We start from the raw sequence: 14781 nt of genomic DNA, 5'->3' as shown, positions 1-14781 counted from the left end.
TCCTCCTACATCTGTATATTTACCAGTCTTTTTATCATCTCATTGGAAACAAGCCCGATCAGAAATCCTGTGACCAGTCCGGCGATCAGAAGCACCGGAAGATAATACATGACACTGTAAGTCTCGACCACCAGCATTGCCACCACAAGCTGCCCGACATTATGAAACACGCCGCCGGCAACGCTGATCCCCATCACGCTGAACCCGCCCCGCTTCTTTAAACATGCCATGACAGTCAGGCTGAGAAGGCCTCCGGCCAGACTATAGATGATACTGAAATAATTTCCAAATAAAAAGCCAGACAGCACGACCCTGGTCACCGACAACAGATAGGTTTCTCTCAGATCCATCTTATAGAGAGCCACTACGATGATCAGGTTCGCAAGTCCCAGCTTTACCCCCGGGATCCCCATCTGAAAGGGAATCAGGGATTCCACATAGCTGAATATCAGCGCAAGCGCCGTAAACACGCCAAAATAAGCAACTCTGCTCTTCAACCTTCTTCTTCCTCCTAGTTGGTCACAGCGTCCAGTTCACTGCTCTCGCTGCTCTCCACTTCTACGATCACCTTATTGGGAAGACAGATGATGCTTTCCCCCTGCCGGGAAACCGCCCTCTGATTCACGCAGAGCTGATCCGGGCAGTCTGCCTCTGTCATATCCGCCCTTCCATTTTTGATCTGCAGGATGTTCGTTCCCCCGTTGATCTCAATCTCCTGATCTTCTGCAAGACTGTAAGTTCCTTTTAACTCTCCGTTCACTTTTACCGTCACTTTCCCCGCTCCGTCCGTGCCGATGACCAGATGGGCAAGCAGCGCCAGAAAGGCGATACAGACGATCACCACGATCAGTCGTTTATCTTTTTTTTCTAAGTTTATCTTCATGCGCATGTACCTCATTTTTTCTCTAGCCACTATTTTAACACAACAAATCTTTGCCTTCAACTATATGTCATGCTATAATAGCAATGATAAAAATAAAAATGAGGTGTATTATGGGATACAAGAAGATAACAGCACTGCTCGCCGCCTCTGCGCTCCTGCTGTCCGGCTGTTCCGGCCTGTCCGCCAAACGGGATCAGGTCTATACGGATACTTTGTTTGATACGGTAGTGAATATCCGGATCTATGACGCAGCAGATGAATCCGTCCTGAAAGGGTGCGAAGAGCTCTGTAAAAAATATGACGCCATGTTTTCCAGAACCAATGAAAACAGCGAGATCTCTATGATCAACAATGCGGGAGGCGCGGCCGTAGAGGTTTCCAAGGAGACCATCAAGCTGATCCAGAAAGGCATCTATTACAGCGAGATGTCAGACGGCGCCTTTGATATTACCATCGGTTCTGTATCCGCGCTCTGGGATTTTAAGTCCGATGCGCCGGCCGTTCCTGACGCTGCCGCCATCGCAGATGCGGTAAGCCATGTCAACTATGAAAATATCCTGATCCGGGACAATACTGTCCGGCTCCTGGATCCGCAGGCCAAACTGGACGTGGGCGCCATCGCCAAAGGCTACATTGCCGACCGGGTCAGAGATTATCTGGAAGAGGAAGGCATTGACCACGCCATGATCGATCTTGGAGGAAATATCGTAGCCATGGGCTCCAAGCCGGATGGCACCGATTACAACATCGGGATCCAGAAACCCTTTGACGAAAGCGGAACGCCTATTACTTCCGTAAAGCTTTCCAATAAGTCGATCGTAACCTCCGGCATCTACCAGCGGTATTTTGAACAGGATGGAAAGATCTACCATCACATTCTGGATCCTGCAACCGGATCCCCCTGTGAGAACAGTCTCTACAGTGTGTCCATTATTACCGATTCTTCGCTGACCGCAGACGCATTAAGCACCACCTGCTTCCTGCTCGGCTATGAAAAAGGCATGAACCTGGTGAACCAGCTGGACAATGTAGACGCCGTATTTATCACAAATGATAATGAGATCCACTACTCAAAAAATTTTCAACACAAACAATAATTATCTGTTATAATAAAAAAGAAGAGACATTCCGGATCATGGTAAAAATAAAAGGCACTTTCATTACCCTCACCCATGATACAGGATGTCTCTTTTTGGGTTCTTATTTTTGTTTCTAATAGGTTGTTCCTACGGAAAATACTGCGGCCCCGAAAATCGCCATAAAAGCGATGGAGATCGCAAGGATCACTACATAGATGATCAGATAAGCCCGGCAGTAGTTTCTGCGGTTCACATTTCCCGTTTTTCCAAAAGCCCAGATCAGATAAAGGATCAGGCCCACACAGGGGATCATCATAACCAGGATCGTCAGGATCCACTCTCCCATACTCAGCGGCTTCTGATCCATTCCCGGATCATATCCGGGCTGATAGTTCTGCTGATACTGCTGATAGGGCTGCTGATACTGATAGTTCTGCTGATACTGCTGATTTGCCGGATCCGGACCAGCGTCATAGTAATAATTTCCCTGATACTGGTTCTGCTCTGCCCCGGCATTGGGATCTGTATACTGCCGGTTCTCTGCATTCTCTGTATGCTCCGCATTTTCCGGGCTGTACTTGTTATCAAGATTCTCATTCATAAACGGGAACCCCCTCTCCATTCTCTTTCCGATATTTACATAATGATCTTCTTCGGACACTTTTCAGCGCAGGCGCCGCATCCGGTACATTTCTCAGGATCGATGTGAGCAATATTATCTACCACTTTAACTGCGTCAAACTGGCAGACCTTCTCGCACATCTTACATCCGATACATCCCACGGAGCAGACGCTCATTACGTCTTTGCCCTTATCTTTGGAACTGCACTGTACCAGATGTTTCTGCTCATAAGGTACCAGTTCGATCAGATGTCTCGGGCAGACGTCAATACATTTGCCGCAGGCCTTGCAGGCGTCCTTATCTACAACTGCCACGCCGTCCACTACGTGGATCGCGTCAAACTGACAGGCCTGTACACAGGAGCCCTCGCCAAGACAGCCGTACTTGCAGCCTTTGGGTCCGTTTGTCTGCATCATATTGATCATGATACAGTCATGAAGTCCTTCATACTCATAGGTCTGTTTTGCCACCTCGCAGGTTCCGGCACATTTGACAAATGCCACTTCCTTTACCTGCTCTCCGGCGTCAACGCCCATGATCTCTCCAACCTTTGCCGCTACCGGCGCTCCGCCTACCGGGCAGGCGTTCACCGGCGCTTCTCCGGCCGCGATGGCAGCCGCCAGACCGGAACATCCCGGATAGCCGCAGCCGCCGCAGTTATTTCCCGGCAGCACGCCCAGGATCTGTTCTTCTCTTTCATCAATTTCTACCGCAAACTTCTTGTCTGCCAGTCCGAGGAAAATACCGATGAATAATCCGGTACCGCCTACAATGACTGCAGCCAGAATAATACCTGTTATACTCATACTTCTCTTCCTCCTATATCAGTCCGGAGAATCCAAAGAACGCGATCGCCATCAGCGTAGATGTTACCAGCACGATCGGTATTCCCTTAAAGGATTCCGGAATGTCATTGTATTCCATTTTTTCACGGATGCCTGCCAGCAGCACGATAGCGATCAGATAGCCGACGCCTGTGGCAAATCCGTTTACCACGCTCTCCAGGATGTTGTATTCATCCTGCACGTTGTTCAGCGCCACGCCAAGCACCGCACAGTTGGTGGTGATCAGCGGCAGATAAACGCCCAGCGCATTGTAAAGAGACGGAACAAATTTTTTCAGGAACATTTCTACGATCTGTACCAGGGCCGCAATGACCAGGATAAATACGATCGTATTCAGATAATCAAATCCCAGAGGCTGTAAAATAAACTGATACAACAGTCCGGCCACCAGGGATGCCAGCGTGATAACAAAGATAACCGCTCCGCCCATTCCAACGGCGGTCTCTGTCTTTTTGGATACGCCAAGGAAGGAACAGATTCCGAGGAACTGGCTGAGCACGACATTACTTACAAGTGCAGAACCGACTGCAATTAAAATCAAATCTCCCATTTTTCCTCCTCCTATTCTTTCCCATTACCGGACGTAGATGCACATCCGCCGCAGGCCGCGCAGTCGCCGCCGCATCCGGACTGGATCTTGGAAGCATCCTTGCCCTTCTTTTCCAGATTGATCTTTACCTTGTTCTGGATCGCAGCCAGCACAGCCAGTACCAGGAATGCACCGGGCGCCAGGATAAAGATGGTCACCGGAACGTATCCGCCTTTTCCTGCAGCTTCATCTGCAAGCGGCAGAAGCTGATAGCCGAACGCCTGGCCTGCACCGATGATCTCGCGGACCAGACCGATGGCGATCAGAGCCACGGTAAATCCAAGTCCCATGCCAAGGCCGTCAAAGATGGACGGAAGCACCGGATTCTTGGAAGCATAGCTCTCTGCACGTCCAAGAATGATACAGTTTACAACGATCAGCGGGATATATAATCCCAGTGAATCATAAAGAGCCGGTGTAAAACCTTCCATCAGGAAGTCCACGATCGTTACGAAAGAAGCAACGACCACGATAAAGGCCGGCATCCGGACAGAATCCGGAATGATCTTACGCAGCATGGAGATCAGCATATTGGACATAACCAGAACCGCTGTTGTAGAAAGTCCCATGCCGACACCGTTCACTGCTGAGGTTGTGACCGCAAGCGTGGGACACATACCTAACAGGAGAACGAAGATCGGGTTCTCATCTATCAAACCATTTTTTAATCTTTCAAAACATGAATTCATCGAAGCACCTCCTAAAACGCATTCTGGAAATAACCAAGCGCCGCATTTACCGCGCCGGTCACTGCCCTGGTTGTGATGGTGGCTCCGCTTAACGCGTCAATCGGCTCGCCCTGGCCGCCGTCTTTTGATACATAGAACTGCTCTGCCTGTACGCCTACATACTGCTCATAGAAGGAGGGCTCCGTCGCCTTCATGCCAAGGCCGGCAGTTTCGCTGATGGACAGGAAGGATACGCCGCTGACGGTTCCGTCTGCCGTGATCCCCACAGTCACCTGGATATCTCCGCCGTAGCCTTCGCCGTCTGTAGCAGTGATCACATATCCGGTGTCTCCGCCGTCCACAGTGCAGACTTCATCGATCGTTGCGGAGATTCCCAGATCCTTTATCACGGAAGCCGCAATATCCTGGTCCACATCTATCTGCTCAAACGCATCTTCGGAAGCATCCGGGAATACTGCCTGCCATGCCTCTCTTTTCGCATTTTCCTCAGACTGGGCGATGGGATCTTTGGTGACCTCATAAGCCAATCCCAGTAAGAGACCGGAAACCAGCGTGATCACCGTAAGTATGATAGTATTTTTGATGATCTTATTCATTATTTTTCTCCTCCTTTACCAAATGGTTTTGGAAGAGTAACCTTCTCGATCAGCGGAACCAGAAGGTTACTGATGATGATCGCGTAGGAAACGCCTTCTGCGGATCCGCCGAAGATACGGAACAGTCCGGTCAGAACGCCAAGTATGATACCATATACGATCTGCCCTCTCGGCGTGATCGGGGAGGTAACATAATCTGTTGCCATAAACCACGCGCCCAGCATCAGACCGCCGCCGCACAGGTGAGCGGTGATGTACTGGGGATCGAAAAATCCGATCTCCGGATGTGCCACATGGCCGAAGATCCCGACAAAGATCACGAAGGTTACAATGTAGGTGCCGGGGATCCGAAGGTCGATCACTCCCATCAGGATCAGGAAGATCGCTCCGATGATGATGGCGATCACGGAGGTCTCACCGATGGTTCCGGGGATCGTACCGATCATCATATCCAGCGTATTGATCTGGTCCATGGCTCCTTCCTTCACATAGGCAAGGGGAGTCGGACCTGTCACTCCGTCATAGACGAAGCTGGTCATCGGACCGGTAAAAGATAAAAGCAGGAAGCATCTTGCTCCAAGAGCCGGGTTCATAAAGTTCTGTCCCAGTCCTCCGAAAAGCTGCTTTACGATCAGGATACCGAACACACTTCCCAGAGCGCCCATCCACCAGGGAGCTGAAGGCGGCATGTTCAGTCCCAGCAGAAGACCTGTTACAACAGCACTGAAATCTCCTACTGTTACTTTTTTATGCATCAGTTTTTCATAGATGTACTCAGTCAGGACCGCGGCGGCTACTGTGCTGATCAGCATAATAAGCGCTGACAGTCCGAAGTTCCATACCCCAAAAACGGCTGACGGCAACAGTGCGATGGTTACCATGAGCATAATATTGCCTGAGGTTATTTTGGAACGGATATGTGGTGAAGACGATACTTTTAATTTGATCTCACTCACGTTTGGTTCACCTCTTCCTCTTCATTCTTTTTCTTATTTTTTCTTGCGGTTTGCAAGTGCAATCTTTCTCATAGAACCGATCGCCTGCTTCAGCTGGCGCTTCGCCGGGCAGACATAACTGCAGGAGCCGCACTCCATACATTCAAGCCCTTCGTGCGCCACGAACTTCTCTTCATCATGATGCTCTGCGTAATCTGCCAGTCTGGACGGGATCAGCCGGCTCGGACAGGCTTCTACGCAGCGTCCGCAGTTGATACATGCCGTCGGTTCAAACTTTGCCACCTCATCCTTTGTAAATCCAAGGATGGAAGAAGACGTTTTTGTCACCGGCACATCCAGTGATACCATGGCAAATCCCATCATCGGTCCGCCGGAGATCAGCTTTTCCGGTTCCGTCTTGAAACCGCCTGCCGCCTCTACCAGTTCCGCATGACTGATGCCAAAAGGCACCTTGAAGTTGCCCGGTTCATTGACCGCGTCGCCGCTTACCGTCACGATACGCTCCATGGAAGGCTTTCCTTCCGCTACCGCCTGGTAGATGCTGACCATCGTAGCCACGTTGTCTACCACACATCCTGCGTCTGCCGGAAGCATGGCGGAATTGATCGCCCGTCCGGTAGTGGCGTAAATGAGCTGACGCTCACCGCCCTGAGGATACTTGGTCTTTAAGGCCAGGACTTCCATTCTCGGCTCGTCCTTGGTCAGTTCTTTCAGCTTTGCGATACAATCCGGCTTATTGTCCTCCACGCCGAAGATTCCCTTCGCGTTATCAAAAAGCTTCAGGACGATCTTCATACCGCCCACCAGCTTCTCCGGCATCTCCAGCATGGTGCGGTAGTCTGCCGTGATATAAGGCTCACATTCTGCACAGTTTGCGATCACATAGTCGATCTTGTCCGGCTCCTTTGGAGAGAGCTTGACTCTGGTCGGGAATCCGGCGCCGCCCATGCCGACGATACCGGCATTTCCAATGGTCTCCAGAATCTCTTCTTTTGTCATCTCCTCCAGAGGCTTTACCTCCGGATATTCTACTTCTTCATATTCTCCATCGTTCTCCACGATGATACTGTTGACTGTTCCGCCCGTAGGGTTCAGGTGCGGGGCAATGGATTTCACTGTCCCGGAAACAGACGCATAAACAGGAGCAGACACAAAACCGCCTGCTTCTGCGATCATCTGCCCTTTCAAAACATGATCTCCCTTTTCCACAACCGGCTTTGCGGGCGCGCCGATGTGCTGGGATACCGGGTAGACAAGATCCCCCTTCGGCTTCAGCTCAACGATCTCTTTATGCTTCGCCAGCTCTTTGCCGTCGTCAGGATGAATTCCACCTTTAAATGTTAACAATGCCATCCCTTTAATCCTTCCTTCCTTTTTACTCTATTTTCTATCATACAAGAAAATCCACAGATTTTCCAGTAATTCGTGGTTTTTCTTTGTATATTTCCACAAACATCTTGTCTGTTTTTTAACACACAAAAAAGATAGAGGCACTGATGCCTCTATCTATTCTCTCTATTGCACTTATAGAAATTGTAAATATGTTTTGTTACAAAATCAGACTGATTATTCTTCTTCCTCTGCTTCATGCTGCTCTGCTGCTTCTTCCGTATTTTTCTCAAGTGCTTTCATGCTCAAGCTGATCTTTTTCTCATCCACATTCAGATCTACGATCTTAGCGGTGATCTCCTGTCCCACGCTCAGTACGTCAGACGGCTTGTCTACATGAGCCTTGGAGATCTGGGATACATGGAGAAGTGCGTCCACGCCGGGCGCCAGCTCTACAAAAGCGCCAAAATCTGTCATTCTTGCCACTTTGCCTTCGATCACTGTTCCGGGCGCATACTTCTCTTCTGCATTTGCCCACGGATTGGTCTCCGGGAACTTCAGGCTTAATGCGATCTTGGTATCGTGGATATCCTTGATCAGGACTTCCAGCTGCTCGCCAACCTTGAATACCTTCTTCGGATTTTCGATCCGTCCCCAGGACATCTCGGAAATGTGAAGCAGGCCGTCTACTCCGCCAAGGTCGATGAACGCGCCGAAATCTGTTACGTTCTTAACGGTTCCTTCGATCCTGTCGCCAACCTGCAGTTTTGCGAACAGTTCTCTCTGCTTCTCTGCTCTTTCTGCAACCAGAAGCTGTCTTCTGTCGCCGATCACGCGGTTTCTTCTTGGGTTGAACTCGCTGATCACAAACTCGATCTCCTGATCTTGGTATTTGCTAAGATCTTTCTCATAAGTATCAGATACCAGACTTGCAGGAATAAAGACTCTGGCCTCGTCTACGACTACGCTTAAACCGCCGCCCAGGATCTGGGTAACCGGAGCTTTCAGCACTTCATGATTCTCATAAGCCTCTTTGAGTCTCTCGTTGCCTTTCTCAGCCAGCAGACGCTTGTAGGTCAGAAGCACCTGGCCTTCTCCGTCATTCACCTTCAGCACCTTTGCTGTTAAAGTATCTCCTACAGACACCATCGTGGTCAGATCTGCATTCGAATCATTGGTATACTCACTTCTTGTGATGATACCGTCTGCCTTGTATCCTATATTTAAAATGATCTCATCCGGCTTCACGTCGATGACGGTACCGTCTACGACCTCGCCGTTTCTGATAGTCTTAAAAGACTCCTCTAACATCTGTTCAAAAGTTAAATCTGACATTGCTTTGAACCTCCTCAATTATTTTCTTGGGCGTGGATGCCCCTGCTGTAATACCTACTGTTTCCACGGACCTTAATTGATTCATATCCAAATCGTCAAGTGTCTGTATATAAGTACGTATTCTCACAGGCCTTACTGCCTTCCTTTTCTCGCATTACAGATTTTGTTTAAAACAACTATATCATACCCCTTTTTGTAGATTATTTCAACAAAATCTTTGTTTTTTTTCAATTCGGGGTTTTTCTCTTCTCTCTGCACAGGGATGCGATCACTGCCACCACTTCTTCGATCGAGAGATCTGAACTGTCGATCAGAACCGCATCTGCCGCCTGTTTTAAAGGAGCGGTCTTACGGGTGGAATCCCGCTCGTCCCTCTCTCTTATGTCGGCTGCGATCTCTTCCAGATCACATGCGACGCCTTTTTCCTTTAATTCCAGATATCTCCGCCTGGCCCGGGTTTCCACGCTGGCTGTAAGGAATATTTTCAAGTCTGCCTGCGGAAGCACACAGGTGCCGATATCCCTGCCGTCCATGATCACATCCTGGGCCGCCGCAAGTTCTCTTTGCAGTTCCAGGAGCTTTTCCCGGACCACCGGTACTGCCGCGCACACAGAAGCCATATTGCCAACGGCCTCTTCCCGGAGTCTTCCGGTAATATTTTCTCCGTTCACATAAACCTGCTGCACCTTGTTCTCATAGCGGATATCCATCTTTATCTTTTCACAGGCATTTTCCAGTTCTCCTTCGTTCTCCGGGGAAACCCCGTGATCCAGAAAATAGACGGCAAGCCCCCGGTACATGGCTCCGGTATCCACATAGATAAACTGCTCCTTTTCTGCCACCAGCTTTGCTATTGTACTTTTTCCGGCTCCTGCCGGCCCGTCGATCGCTACATTAAATCCCATGTTCTGTCCTCTTTTCCTCTTCTATATGTAATGTCTGCGGCTGTTCTATACCGGGATCCCCCGTCCGGCCGCACAGCCGGTGGACCAGGCGATCTGCAGGTTAAACCCGCCCGTTACCGCATCCAGGTCCAGCACTTCTCCCGCAAAATACAGACCTTTCACCAGCTTTGATTCCATGGTGCCCGGATCCACTTCTTTTACACTGACCCCGCCTTTGGTGATGATCGCTTCCCGGTAATCCCGAAGGCCGGTCAGCGTCAGGGGAAGATGACGGATCAGGCGGACAAAGGCCTGCCGTTCTTCCCTGGTCACCTCATTGACCTTTTTCTCCGGATCGATCCCACTTAAAAAAACCATGACCGGGATCAGCTTCGCAGGAAATAATTTTCCCAGAGCATTTTTAAACTGCCGGTTCTTATTTTCTTCAAAATCCCGCAGGATCCGGTGATCCAGCTGCTCATCCGTAAGCGCCGGTTTCAGATCGATTTCCAGAGTCAGTTCCTTTTTCTTAAGCCGCTTTCCCACAAAACTGCTGGCTGTCAGCATTAATGGCCCGCTGACCCCGTAATGGGTAAATAACATTTCCCCGAACTCTTCATACAGAACTTTTTTCCCGTCCAGGATCCTGGCCCGGACATTCCGAAGAGACAGCCCCTGCAGCTCTGCCGCCCAGGGTTCTTTGCATTCCATGGGCACCAGCGCCGGCAGGCACTCTGTCACCTGATGGCCCAGTTCTTTTGCAAACCGCAGCCCGTCTCCCGTAGATCCTGTAGACGGATAGGAAAGTCCGCCTGTGGCGACGATCCCGGCGTCTCCTTCCACAAAAGAACCGTTTTCCAGTTCATATCCTAAAAACACCTGCTCCTCTGAAATGCGGACCTTTTTTACCGGGCAGTTTGTCCGGATCTTCACACCATTTTTCTCCAGTTCTCTTTCCAGTGCCCGGATCACATCCGAAGAATGATCAGAAGCCGGGAATACGCGCTCGCCCCGTTCGATCTTTGTCCGGACCCCCGCATGTTCGAAAAAGTCGATCACATCCTGATTGGTGCAGCCGTAAAAGCTGCTGTATAAAAATTTGGAATTGGTCACTACCGCGTCGAAAAGCCCCTCCATATCGCAGGCGTTGGTCAGGTTGCACCGGCCTTTTCCGGTTATAAAAAGCTTCCTTCCCAGCCGGTCGTTTTTTTCAAACAGCTCCACTTTATGTCCCAGCGCTGCGGCCGTGACTGCCGCATACATTCCGGCGGCCCCGCCGCCTGCGATCAAGACTTTACTCATGGTCCTCCTCTTCCTTCACGCCATTCATTTCCACACTGTCTCCTACCAGGTTCATCTCGTCTTTGCTGTACACCTGATACTCGTCCCAGATCTTCTCCAGCGTCTCCAGTCTGGTGATGACTTCATCCTGCTTTTTCATGCACAGGGCTACCACCAGGGCGTTGACCACACTTAACGGCGCCACCAGGGAGTCCACAATGGACGCCATATCGCTTCTTGCGATCAGGTTGCAGGAAGAATACAGATTCATCGGCGAATGAATGCTGTCTGTCAGCGTAATCACCTTGGCCTTGCGGCTGCTGGCAAACTCCAGGGCCTTCAGGGTCCGCATGGAATATCTCGGAAAACTGATCCCGATGATCACGTCATCCTCGCCGATACGGATCAGCTGTTCAAAGATCTCACTGGAACTGTTGGTGCTGACCGCAGTCACATCATCACAGATCAGATTCAGGTAAAAACTCAGAAAATGCGCCAGCGGCGCACAGCTTCGGATTCCGATCACATAAATCTTCCTTGCCTTAAGAAGCGTCTCTACCGCCAGTTCAAACGCATCGTGGTCGATCGCCGACATGGTCAGTTTGATCTTTTCAATATCAGACTGAAGGACCGTCTCCAGGATCTCCCCCTGGCTGATCCGCCCGTAGGTAACCTCCATCCGCTGGATGGAATTCAGCTTTGTCCGCACCATCTCGCCAAGCGCCTTTTGAAAATCCGGGTATCCATGATAGCCAAGAGCCGTTGCAAAGCGGACCACCGTGGACTCGCTGACGCCCACTTCTTCCCCCATCCTGGCCGCCGTCAGAAACGCCGCCTTATCATATTCCTCCCGGATAAAGTCAGCCAGCTTCTTCTGGCCCTTGCTGAACCCAAGATACCTCTCGTCAATTTTTTGAAGTAACTCGTTTTTGCTTCCCATGACACAAACCTATCCTTTTCTCCTCTAAAATCCTCTCCATTATAAATCCTGGCGGCCGAATATTCAAGCAGCAAATGGGGACGGGGGATTTCCAGAAATCCCCCGTCCCCAGCAATAAAATCGTTTCTTACACCGGATAGTTTCCGTTTTCTGTATCGGCGATGGTTTCGTCGACTTTTGTCTGCTGTGCCTGCCGATACTTGAAGTAGTCTGTGGCCACCTGCGGGAACAGTGCGTAGGACAATACGTCTTCGTCCTGCTGTGCGTACTGTTCGCATTCTTTTCGAAGGGTGTCCATCTCATCCGGGATCAGGTCTGCAGGCCTGCAGGTGATGACCTCAGCATCGTCTCCCAGCACTTTTTTCTTCACTTCTTCGTTAAACGGTTTTACGGTTTCTCCGTATTTTCCGCTTAAGATGTCTTTGGTCTCCTTGGTCGCCACCTTGTAGCGCTCGCCCATCAGCACGTTCATCACGGCCTGTGTTCCCACGATCTGGGAGGACGGTGTGACAAGCGGCGGCTCGCCCAGGTCTTTGCGGACTCTTGGAACTTCCTCCAGCACTTCGTAGTACCGGTCTTCTGCGTTCTGCTCCTTTAACTGGGAGGTCAGGTTGGACAGCATGCCGCCCGGCACCTGATACAACAGTGTTTTGATGTTTACGCCCAGGTTCTTGGGATTCAGAAGGCCGGTCTCAAGCGCTTCATCCCGGATCGGCCGGAAATAATCCGCGATCTCGGACAGCAGCTTCTGATCCAGGCCAGTGTCATAAGGCGTTCCCTTAAAGGTCTCCACCATAACCTCGGTAGCCGGCTGAGAGGTTCCCAGCGCAAAGGGAGACATGGCGGTGTCGATCACATCCACCCCTGCTTCAACGGCTTTTAAATACGTCATGGAAGCCACGCCGGAGGTGTAGTGGGTATGAAGCTGGATCGGAAGATCTACCGCTTCTTTCAGTGCGCCTACCAGTTCTGTGGCCGTGTAGGGAAGGAGAAGGCCTGCCATATCTTTGATACAGATAGAAGAAGCTCCCATCTCCTCGATCTTCTTTGCCTTATCCACCCAGTAGTCCAGGGTATAAGCATCGCCCAGTGTATAGGAAAGCGCCACCTGGGCCTCTGCCTTTTCCTGATTGGCCGCCTTGACCGCCGTCTTCAGATTTCTAAGATCATTGAGGCAGTCAAAGATACGGATGATATCAATTCCGTTTGCCACGGATTTTTTTACGAAATATTCTACCACGTCGTCTGCATAGGGACGGTATCCCAGAATATTCTGGCCGCGGAACAGCATCTGCAGCTTTGTATTCTTAAAACCATCCCGGAACTTGCGCAGACGGTCCCAGGGATCTTCCTTCAGGAAACGCAAGGAAGCGTCAAAAGTCGCACCGCCCCAGCATTCTACGGAGTGATAACCTACCTGATCCATTTTCTCCACGATGGGAAGCATCTGCTCCGTCGTCATACGGGTGGCGATCAGAGACTGATGCGCGTCCCGAAGGACGGTCTCTGTAATTTTAATTGGTTTCTTTTCTATCTCTGCCATTGTCTATTCCTCCATCTTTATTCTTACATCACTCCGAAAATAGCCATAAAGGTTCCGGCCGCAACTGCCGTACCGATTACTCCCGCAACATTGGGGCCCATGGCATGCATCAGAAGGAAGTTGGTAGGATCCGCTTCCGCCCCTACCTTCTGTGACACTCTGGCTGCCATAGGAACGGCGGATACACCCGCAGATCCGATCAGCGGATTCACCTTTCCATGGGTCAGAACACACATCACCTTGCCGAGCAGCACGCCTGCCGCCGTACCGAACATAAAGGCGATGAGACCCAGAAATACGATCTTAAGCGTATCCCAGTTCAGGAAGGCCTCCGCGCTGGTCGTGGCCCCCACCGAAGTTCCAAGCAGGATGACTACGATATACATCAGCGCATTGGAAGCCGTCTCTGTCAGCTGCCTTACCACGCCGGACTCCCGGAACAGGTTGCCCAGCATCAGCATACCCACCAGAGGCGCGGTCGTAGGAAGGATCACGCAGACAACGATGGTAACGATGATGGGGAAGAGGATCCGCTCCAGCTTTGATACCGGCCGCAGCTGCTCCATCTTGATCTTCCGCTCTTTTTCCGTAGTCAGAAGCTTCATGATCGGCGGCTGGATAATGGGCACCAGTGACATATAGGAATATGCCGCCACAGCGATCGGTCCCATGATGGCTGTCTGGGACAGTTTTCCCGCAAGGAAGATGGACGTCGGTCCGTCGGCTCCTCCGATGATGGAGATCGCCGCAGCCGCCTTGTCGGAAAATCCCATGGCCATAGCGCCAAGATAGGCGACAAAGATACCAAACTGTGCAGCCGCGCCCAGAAGGAAACTCTTGGGGTTTGCGATCAGTGGTCCAAAGTCTGTCATCGCTCCCACGCCCAGGAAGATCAGGGACGGGAAAATGGACCACTCATCCAGTACATAAAAATAATACAACAGCCCGCCCGTGCCGTTCGCGGCATCTTCCGGGCGCAGCATAATATCCGGATAAATGTTTACCAGCAGCATTCCGAATGCGATGGGAACCAGAAGGAGCGGTTCAAATCCATGCCGGATCGCCAGAAACAGGAAAAAACACGCAACACCGATCATGATCAGATTGCCCCAGGTGAGACTGAAAAACGCAGTCTGATGCACGAGGTTTGCCAATGTCGTTGTAATATATTCCATTTTTTAACCTCCAGTCGTACTCGGTTCGGATCTTC

The 14781-nt window shown here is 50.7% G+C and carries 17 protein-coding genes; 1 reads left to right on the top strand and 16 read right to left on the bottom strand.

Features of this window, described 5'->3' with window-relative positions:
* Nucleotides 1–5: 5 nt before the first annotated feature.
* Both H6A13_RS04955 and H6A13_RS04950 read right to left on the bottom strand, forming a co-directional pair.
* On the bottom strand, nucleotides 6–497 hold the full coding sequence (locus tag H6A13_RS04955; protein ID WP_204908510.1) for a Gx transporter family protein: 492 nt from the start codon (nucleotides 495–497) through the stop codon (nucleotides 6–8).
* Nucleotides 498–511: 14 nt separating this feature from the next.
* Nucleotides 512–883 carry a NusG domain II-containing protein gene (locus tag H6A13_RS04950; RefSeq protein ID WP_204908509.1) on the bottom strand — a complete coding sequence of 124 codons (372 nt, stop codon included), beginning with the start codon at nucleotides 881–883 and terminating at the stop codon, nucleotides 512–514.
* A 110-nt stretch (nucleotides 884–993) separates the two neighbouring features.
* Between H6A13_RS04950 and H6A13_RS04945 the strand changes: the two genes are divergently transcribed.
* Nucleotides 994–1980 carry an FAD:protein FMN transferase gene (locus tag H6A13_RS04945; RefSeq protein WP_204908508.1) on the top strand — a complete coding sequence of 329 codons (987 nt, stop codon included), beginning with the start codon at nucleotides 994–996 and terminating at the stop codon, nucleotides 1978–1980.
* 115 nt (nucleotides 1981–2095) lie between these two features.
* On the opposite strand, the gene H6A13_RS04940 is transcribed toward H6A13_RS04945, so the two are convergent.
* The 14 genes from H6A13_RS04940 to H6A13_RS04875 all read right to left on the bottom strand — a co-directional run bounded on the left by H6A13_RS04940 (nucleotide 2096) and on the right by H6A13_RS04875 (nucleotide 14746).
* Nucleotides 2096–2563 carry a hypothetical protein gene (locus H6A13_RS04940; RefSeq protein ID WP_204908507.1) on the bottom strand — a complete coding sequence of 156 codons (468 nt, stop codon included), beginning with the start codon at nucleotides 2561–2563 and terminating at the stop codon, nucleotides 2096–2098.
* 35 nt (nucleotides 2564–2598) lie between these two features.
* The gene (locus H6A13_RS04935; RefSeq protein WP_204908506.1) at nucleotides 2599–3390 is read right to left on the bottom strand and encodes an RnfABCDGE type electron transport complex subunit B; all 792 of its coding nucleotides are present in this window, start codon (nucleotides 3388–3390) and stop codon (nucleotides 2599–2601) included.
* Between the two features lie 13 nt (nucleotides 3391–3403).
* Complete coding sequence (locus H6A13_RS04930) at nucleotides 3404–3979, bottom strand: electron transport complex protein RnfA (RefSeq protein ID WP_204908505.1); 576 nt, start codon at nucleotides 3977–3979, stop codon at nucleotides 3404–3406.
* An 11-nt stretch (nucleotides 3980–3990) separates the two neighbouring features.
* Nucleotides 3991–4707, bottom strand: coding sequence for an electron transport complex subunit RsxE (gene rsxE, locus H6A13_RS04925; RefSeq protein WP_204908504.1), 717 nt, complete (start codon nucleotides 4705–4707; stop codon nucleotides 3991–3993).
* Nucleotides 4708–4718: 11 nt separating this feature from the next.
* Nucleotides 4719–5303: an RnfABCDGE type electron transport complex subunit G gene (locus tag H6A13_RS04920; RefSeq protein WP_204908503.1), complete on the bottom strand. Its 585-nt coding sequence runs from the start codon at nucleotides 5301–5303 to the stop codon at nucleotides 4719–4721.
* Entirely contained in the window at nucleotides 5303–6190 is an 888-nt protein-coding gene (locus H6A13_RS04915) for an RnfABCDGE type electron transport complex subunit D (protein WP_243416502.1), read from the bottom strand. Before H6A13_RS04915 ends, H6A13_RS04920 begins: the two co-directional genes overlap by 1 nt.
* 102 nt (nucleotides 6191–6292) lie before the next feature.
* The gene (gene rsxC, locus H6A13_RS04910; protein WP_204908501.1) at nucleotides 6293–7612 is read right to left on the bottom strand and encodes an electron transport complex subunit RsxC; all 1320 of its coding nucleotides are present in this window, start codon (nucleotides 7610–7612) and stop codon (nucleotides 6293–6295) included.
* A 213-nt stretch (nucleotides 7613–7825) separates the two neighbouring features.
* Nucleotides 7826–8923, bottom strand: a complete 1098-nt coding sequence (rpsA, locus tag H6A13_RS04905) for a 30S ribosomal protein S1 (RefSeq protein ID WP_204908500.1) — start codon at nucleotides 8921–8923, stop codon at nucleotides 7826–7828.
* On the bottom strand, nucleotides 8904–9008 hold the full coding sequence (locus H6A13_RS13485; RefSeq protein ID WP_338043012.1) for a hypothetical protein: 105 nt from the start codon (nucleotides 9006–9008) through the stop codon (nucleotides 8904–8906). The genes rpsA and H6A13_RS13485 overlap by 20 nt, the downstream gene beginning before the upstream one ends.
* A 142-nt stretch (nucleotides 9009–9150) precedes the next feature.
* Nucleotides 9151–9828, bottom strand: a complete 678-nt coding sequence (gene cmk / locus H6A13_RS04895; protein WP_204908499.1) for a (d)CMP kinase — start codon at nucleotides 9826–9828, stop codon at nucleotides 9151–9153.
* A 45-nt stretch (nucleotides 9829–9873) separates the two neighbouring features.
* A complete protein-coding gene (locus H6A13_RS04890; RefSeq protein ID WP_204908498.1) occupies nucleotides 9874–11109 on the bottom strand; it encodes a BaiN/RdsA family NAD(P)/FAD-dependent oxidoreductase in 1236 nt (411 codons plus the stop codon).
* On the bottom strand, nucleotides 11102–12028 hold the full coding sequence (locus H6A13_RS04885; protein ID WP_204908497.1) for a MurR/RpiR family transcriptional regulator: 927 nt from the start codon (nucleotides 12026–12028) through the stop codon (nucleotides 11102–11104). The genes H6A13_RS04890 and H6A13_RS04885 overlap by 8 nt, the downstream gene beginning before the upstream one ends.
* 127 nt (nucleotides 12029–12155) lie before the next feature.
* Nucleotides 12156–13571 (bottom strand): oxaloacetate decarboxylase subunit alpha, encoded by a 1416-nt coding sequence (locus tag H6A13_RS04880; protein WP_204908496.1) that lies wholly within the window; start codon nucleotides 13569–13571, stop codon nucleotides 12156–12158.
* A gap of 23 nt (nucleotides 13572–13594) precedes the next feature.
* The gene (locus H6A13_RS04875) at nucleotides 13595–14746 is read right to left on the bottom strand and encodes a sodium ion-translocating decarboxylase subunit beta (RefSeq protein ID WP_204908495.1); all 1152 of its coding nucleotides are present in this window, start codon (nucleotides 14744–14746) and stop codon (nucleotides 13595–13597) included.
* Between the last annotated feature and the right edge of the window lie 35 nt (nucleotides 14747–14781).

Source organism: Mordavella massiliensis (assembly GCF_016902415.1).
Lineage (GTDB): Bacteria > Bacillota > Clostridia > Lachnospirales > Lachnospiraceae > Merdimonas > Merdimonas faecigallinarum.
Note: the sequence above shows the minus strand (reverse complement) of the source record. Positions and strands in the feature narration are given on the sequence as shown.

Excerpts from the sequence above, each read along its gene's own strand:
- H6A13_RS04950 (WP_204908509.1), bottom strand. The coding sequence starts at position 883 with ATGAAGATAAACTTAGAAAAAAAAGATAAACGACTGATCGTGGTGATC.
- H6A13_RS04945 (WP_204908508.1), top strand. The coding sequence starts at position 994 with ATGGGATACAAGAAGATAACAGCACTGCTCGCCGCCTCTGCGCTCCTG.
- H6A13_RS04940 (WP_204908507.1), bottom strand. The coding sequence starts at position 2,563 with ATGAATGAGAATCTTGATAACAAGTACAGCCCGGAAAATGCGGAGCAT.
- H6A13_RS04935 (WP_204908506.1), bottom strand. The coding sequence starts at position 3,390 with ATGAGTATAACAGGTATTATTCTGGCTGCAGTCATTGTAGGCGGTACC.
- H6A13_RS04930 (WP_204908505.1), bottom strand. The coding sequence starts at position 3,979 with ATGGGAGATTTGATTTTAATTGCAGTCGGTTCTGCACTTGTAAGTAAT.
- rsxE (WP_204908504.1), bottom strand. The coding sequence starts at position 4,707 with ATGAATTCATGTTTTGAAAGATTAAAAAATGGTTTGATAGATGAGAAC.
- H6A13_RS04920 (WP_204908503.1), bottom strand. The coding sequence starts at position 5,303 with ATGAATAAGATCATCAAAAATACTATCATACTTACGGTGATCACGCTG.
- H6A13_RS04915 (WP_243416502.1), bottom strand. The coding sequence starts at position 6,190 with ATGCTCATGGTAACCATCGCACTGTTGCCGTCAGCCGTTTTTGGGGTA.
- rsxC (WP_204908501.1), bottom strand. The coding sequence starts at position 7,612 with ATGGCATTGTTAACATTTAAAGGTGGAATTCATCCTGACGACGGCAAA.
- rpsA (WP_204908500.1), bottom strand. The coding sequence starts at position 8,923 with ATGTCAGATTTAACTTTTGAACAGATGTTAGAGGAGTCTTTTAAGACT.
- H6A13_RS13485 (WP_338043012.1), bottom strand. The coding sequence starts at position 9,008 with ATGAATCAATTAAGGTCCGTGGAAACAGTAGGTATTACAGCAGGGGCA.
- cmk (WP_204908499.1), bottom strand. The coding sequence starts at position 9,828 with ATGGGATTTAATGTAGCGATCGACGGGCCGGCAGGAGCCGGAAAAAGT.
- H6A13_RS04890 (WP_204908498.1), bottom strand. The coding sequence starts at position 11,109 with ATGAGTAAAGTCTTGATCGCAGGCGGCGGGGCCGCCGGAATGTATGCG.
- H6A13_RS04885 (WP_204908497.1), bottom strand. The coding sequence starts at position 12,028 with ATGGGAAGCAAAAACGAGTTACTTCAAAAAATTGACGAGAGGTATCTT.
- H6A13_RS04880 (WP_204908496.1), bottom strand. The coding sequence starts at position 13,571 with ATGGCAGAGATAGAAAAGAAACCAATTAAAATTACAGAGACCGTCCTT.
- H6A13_RS04875 (WP_204908495.1), bottom strand. The coding sequence starts at position 14,746 with ATGGAATATATTACAACGACATTGGCAAACCTCGTGCATCAGACTGCG.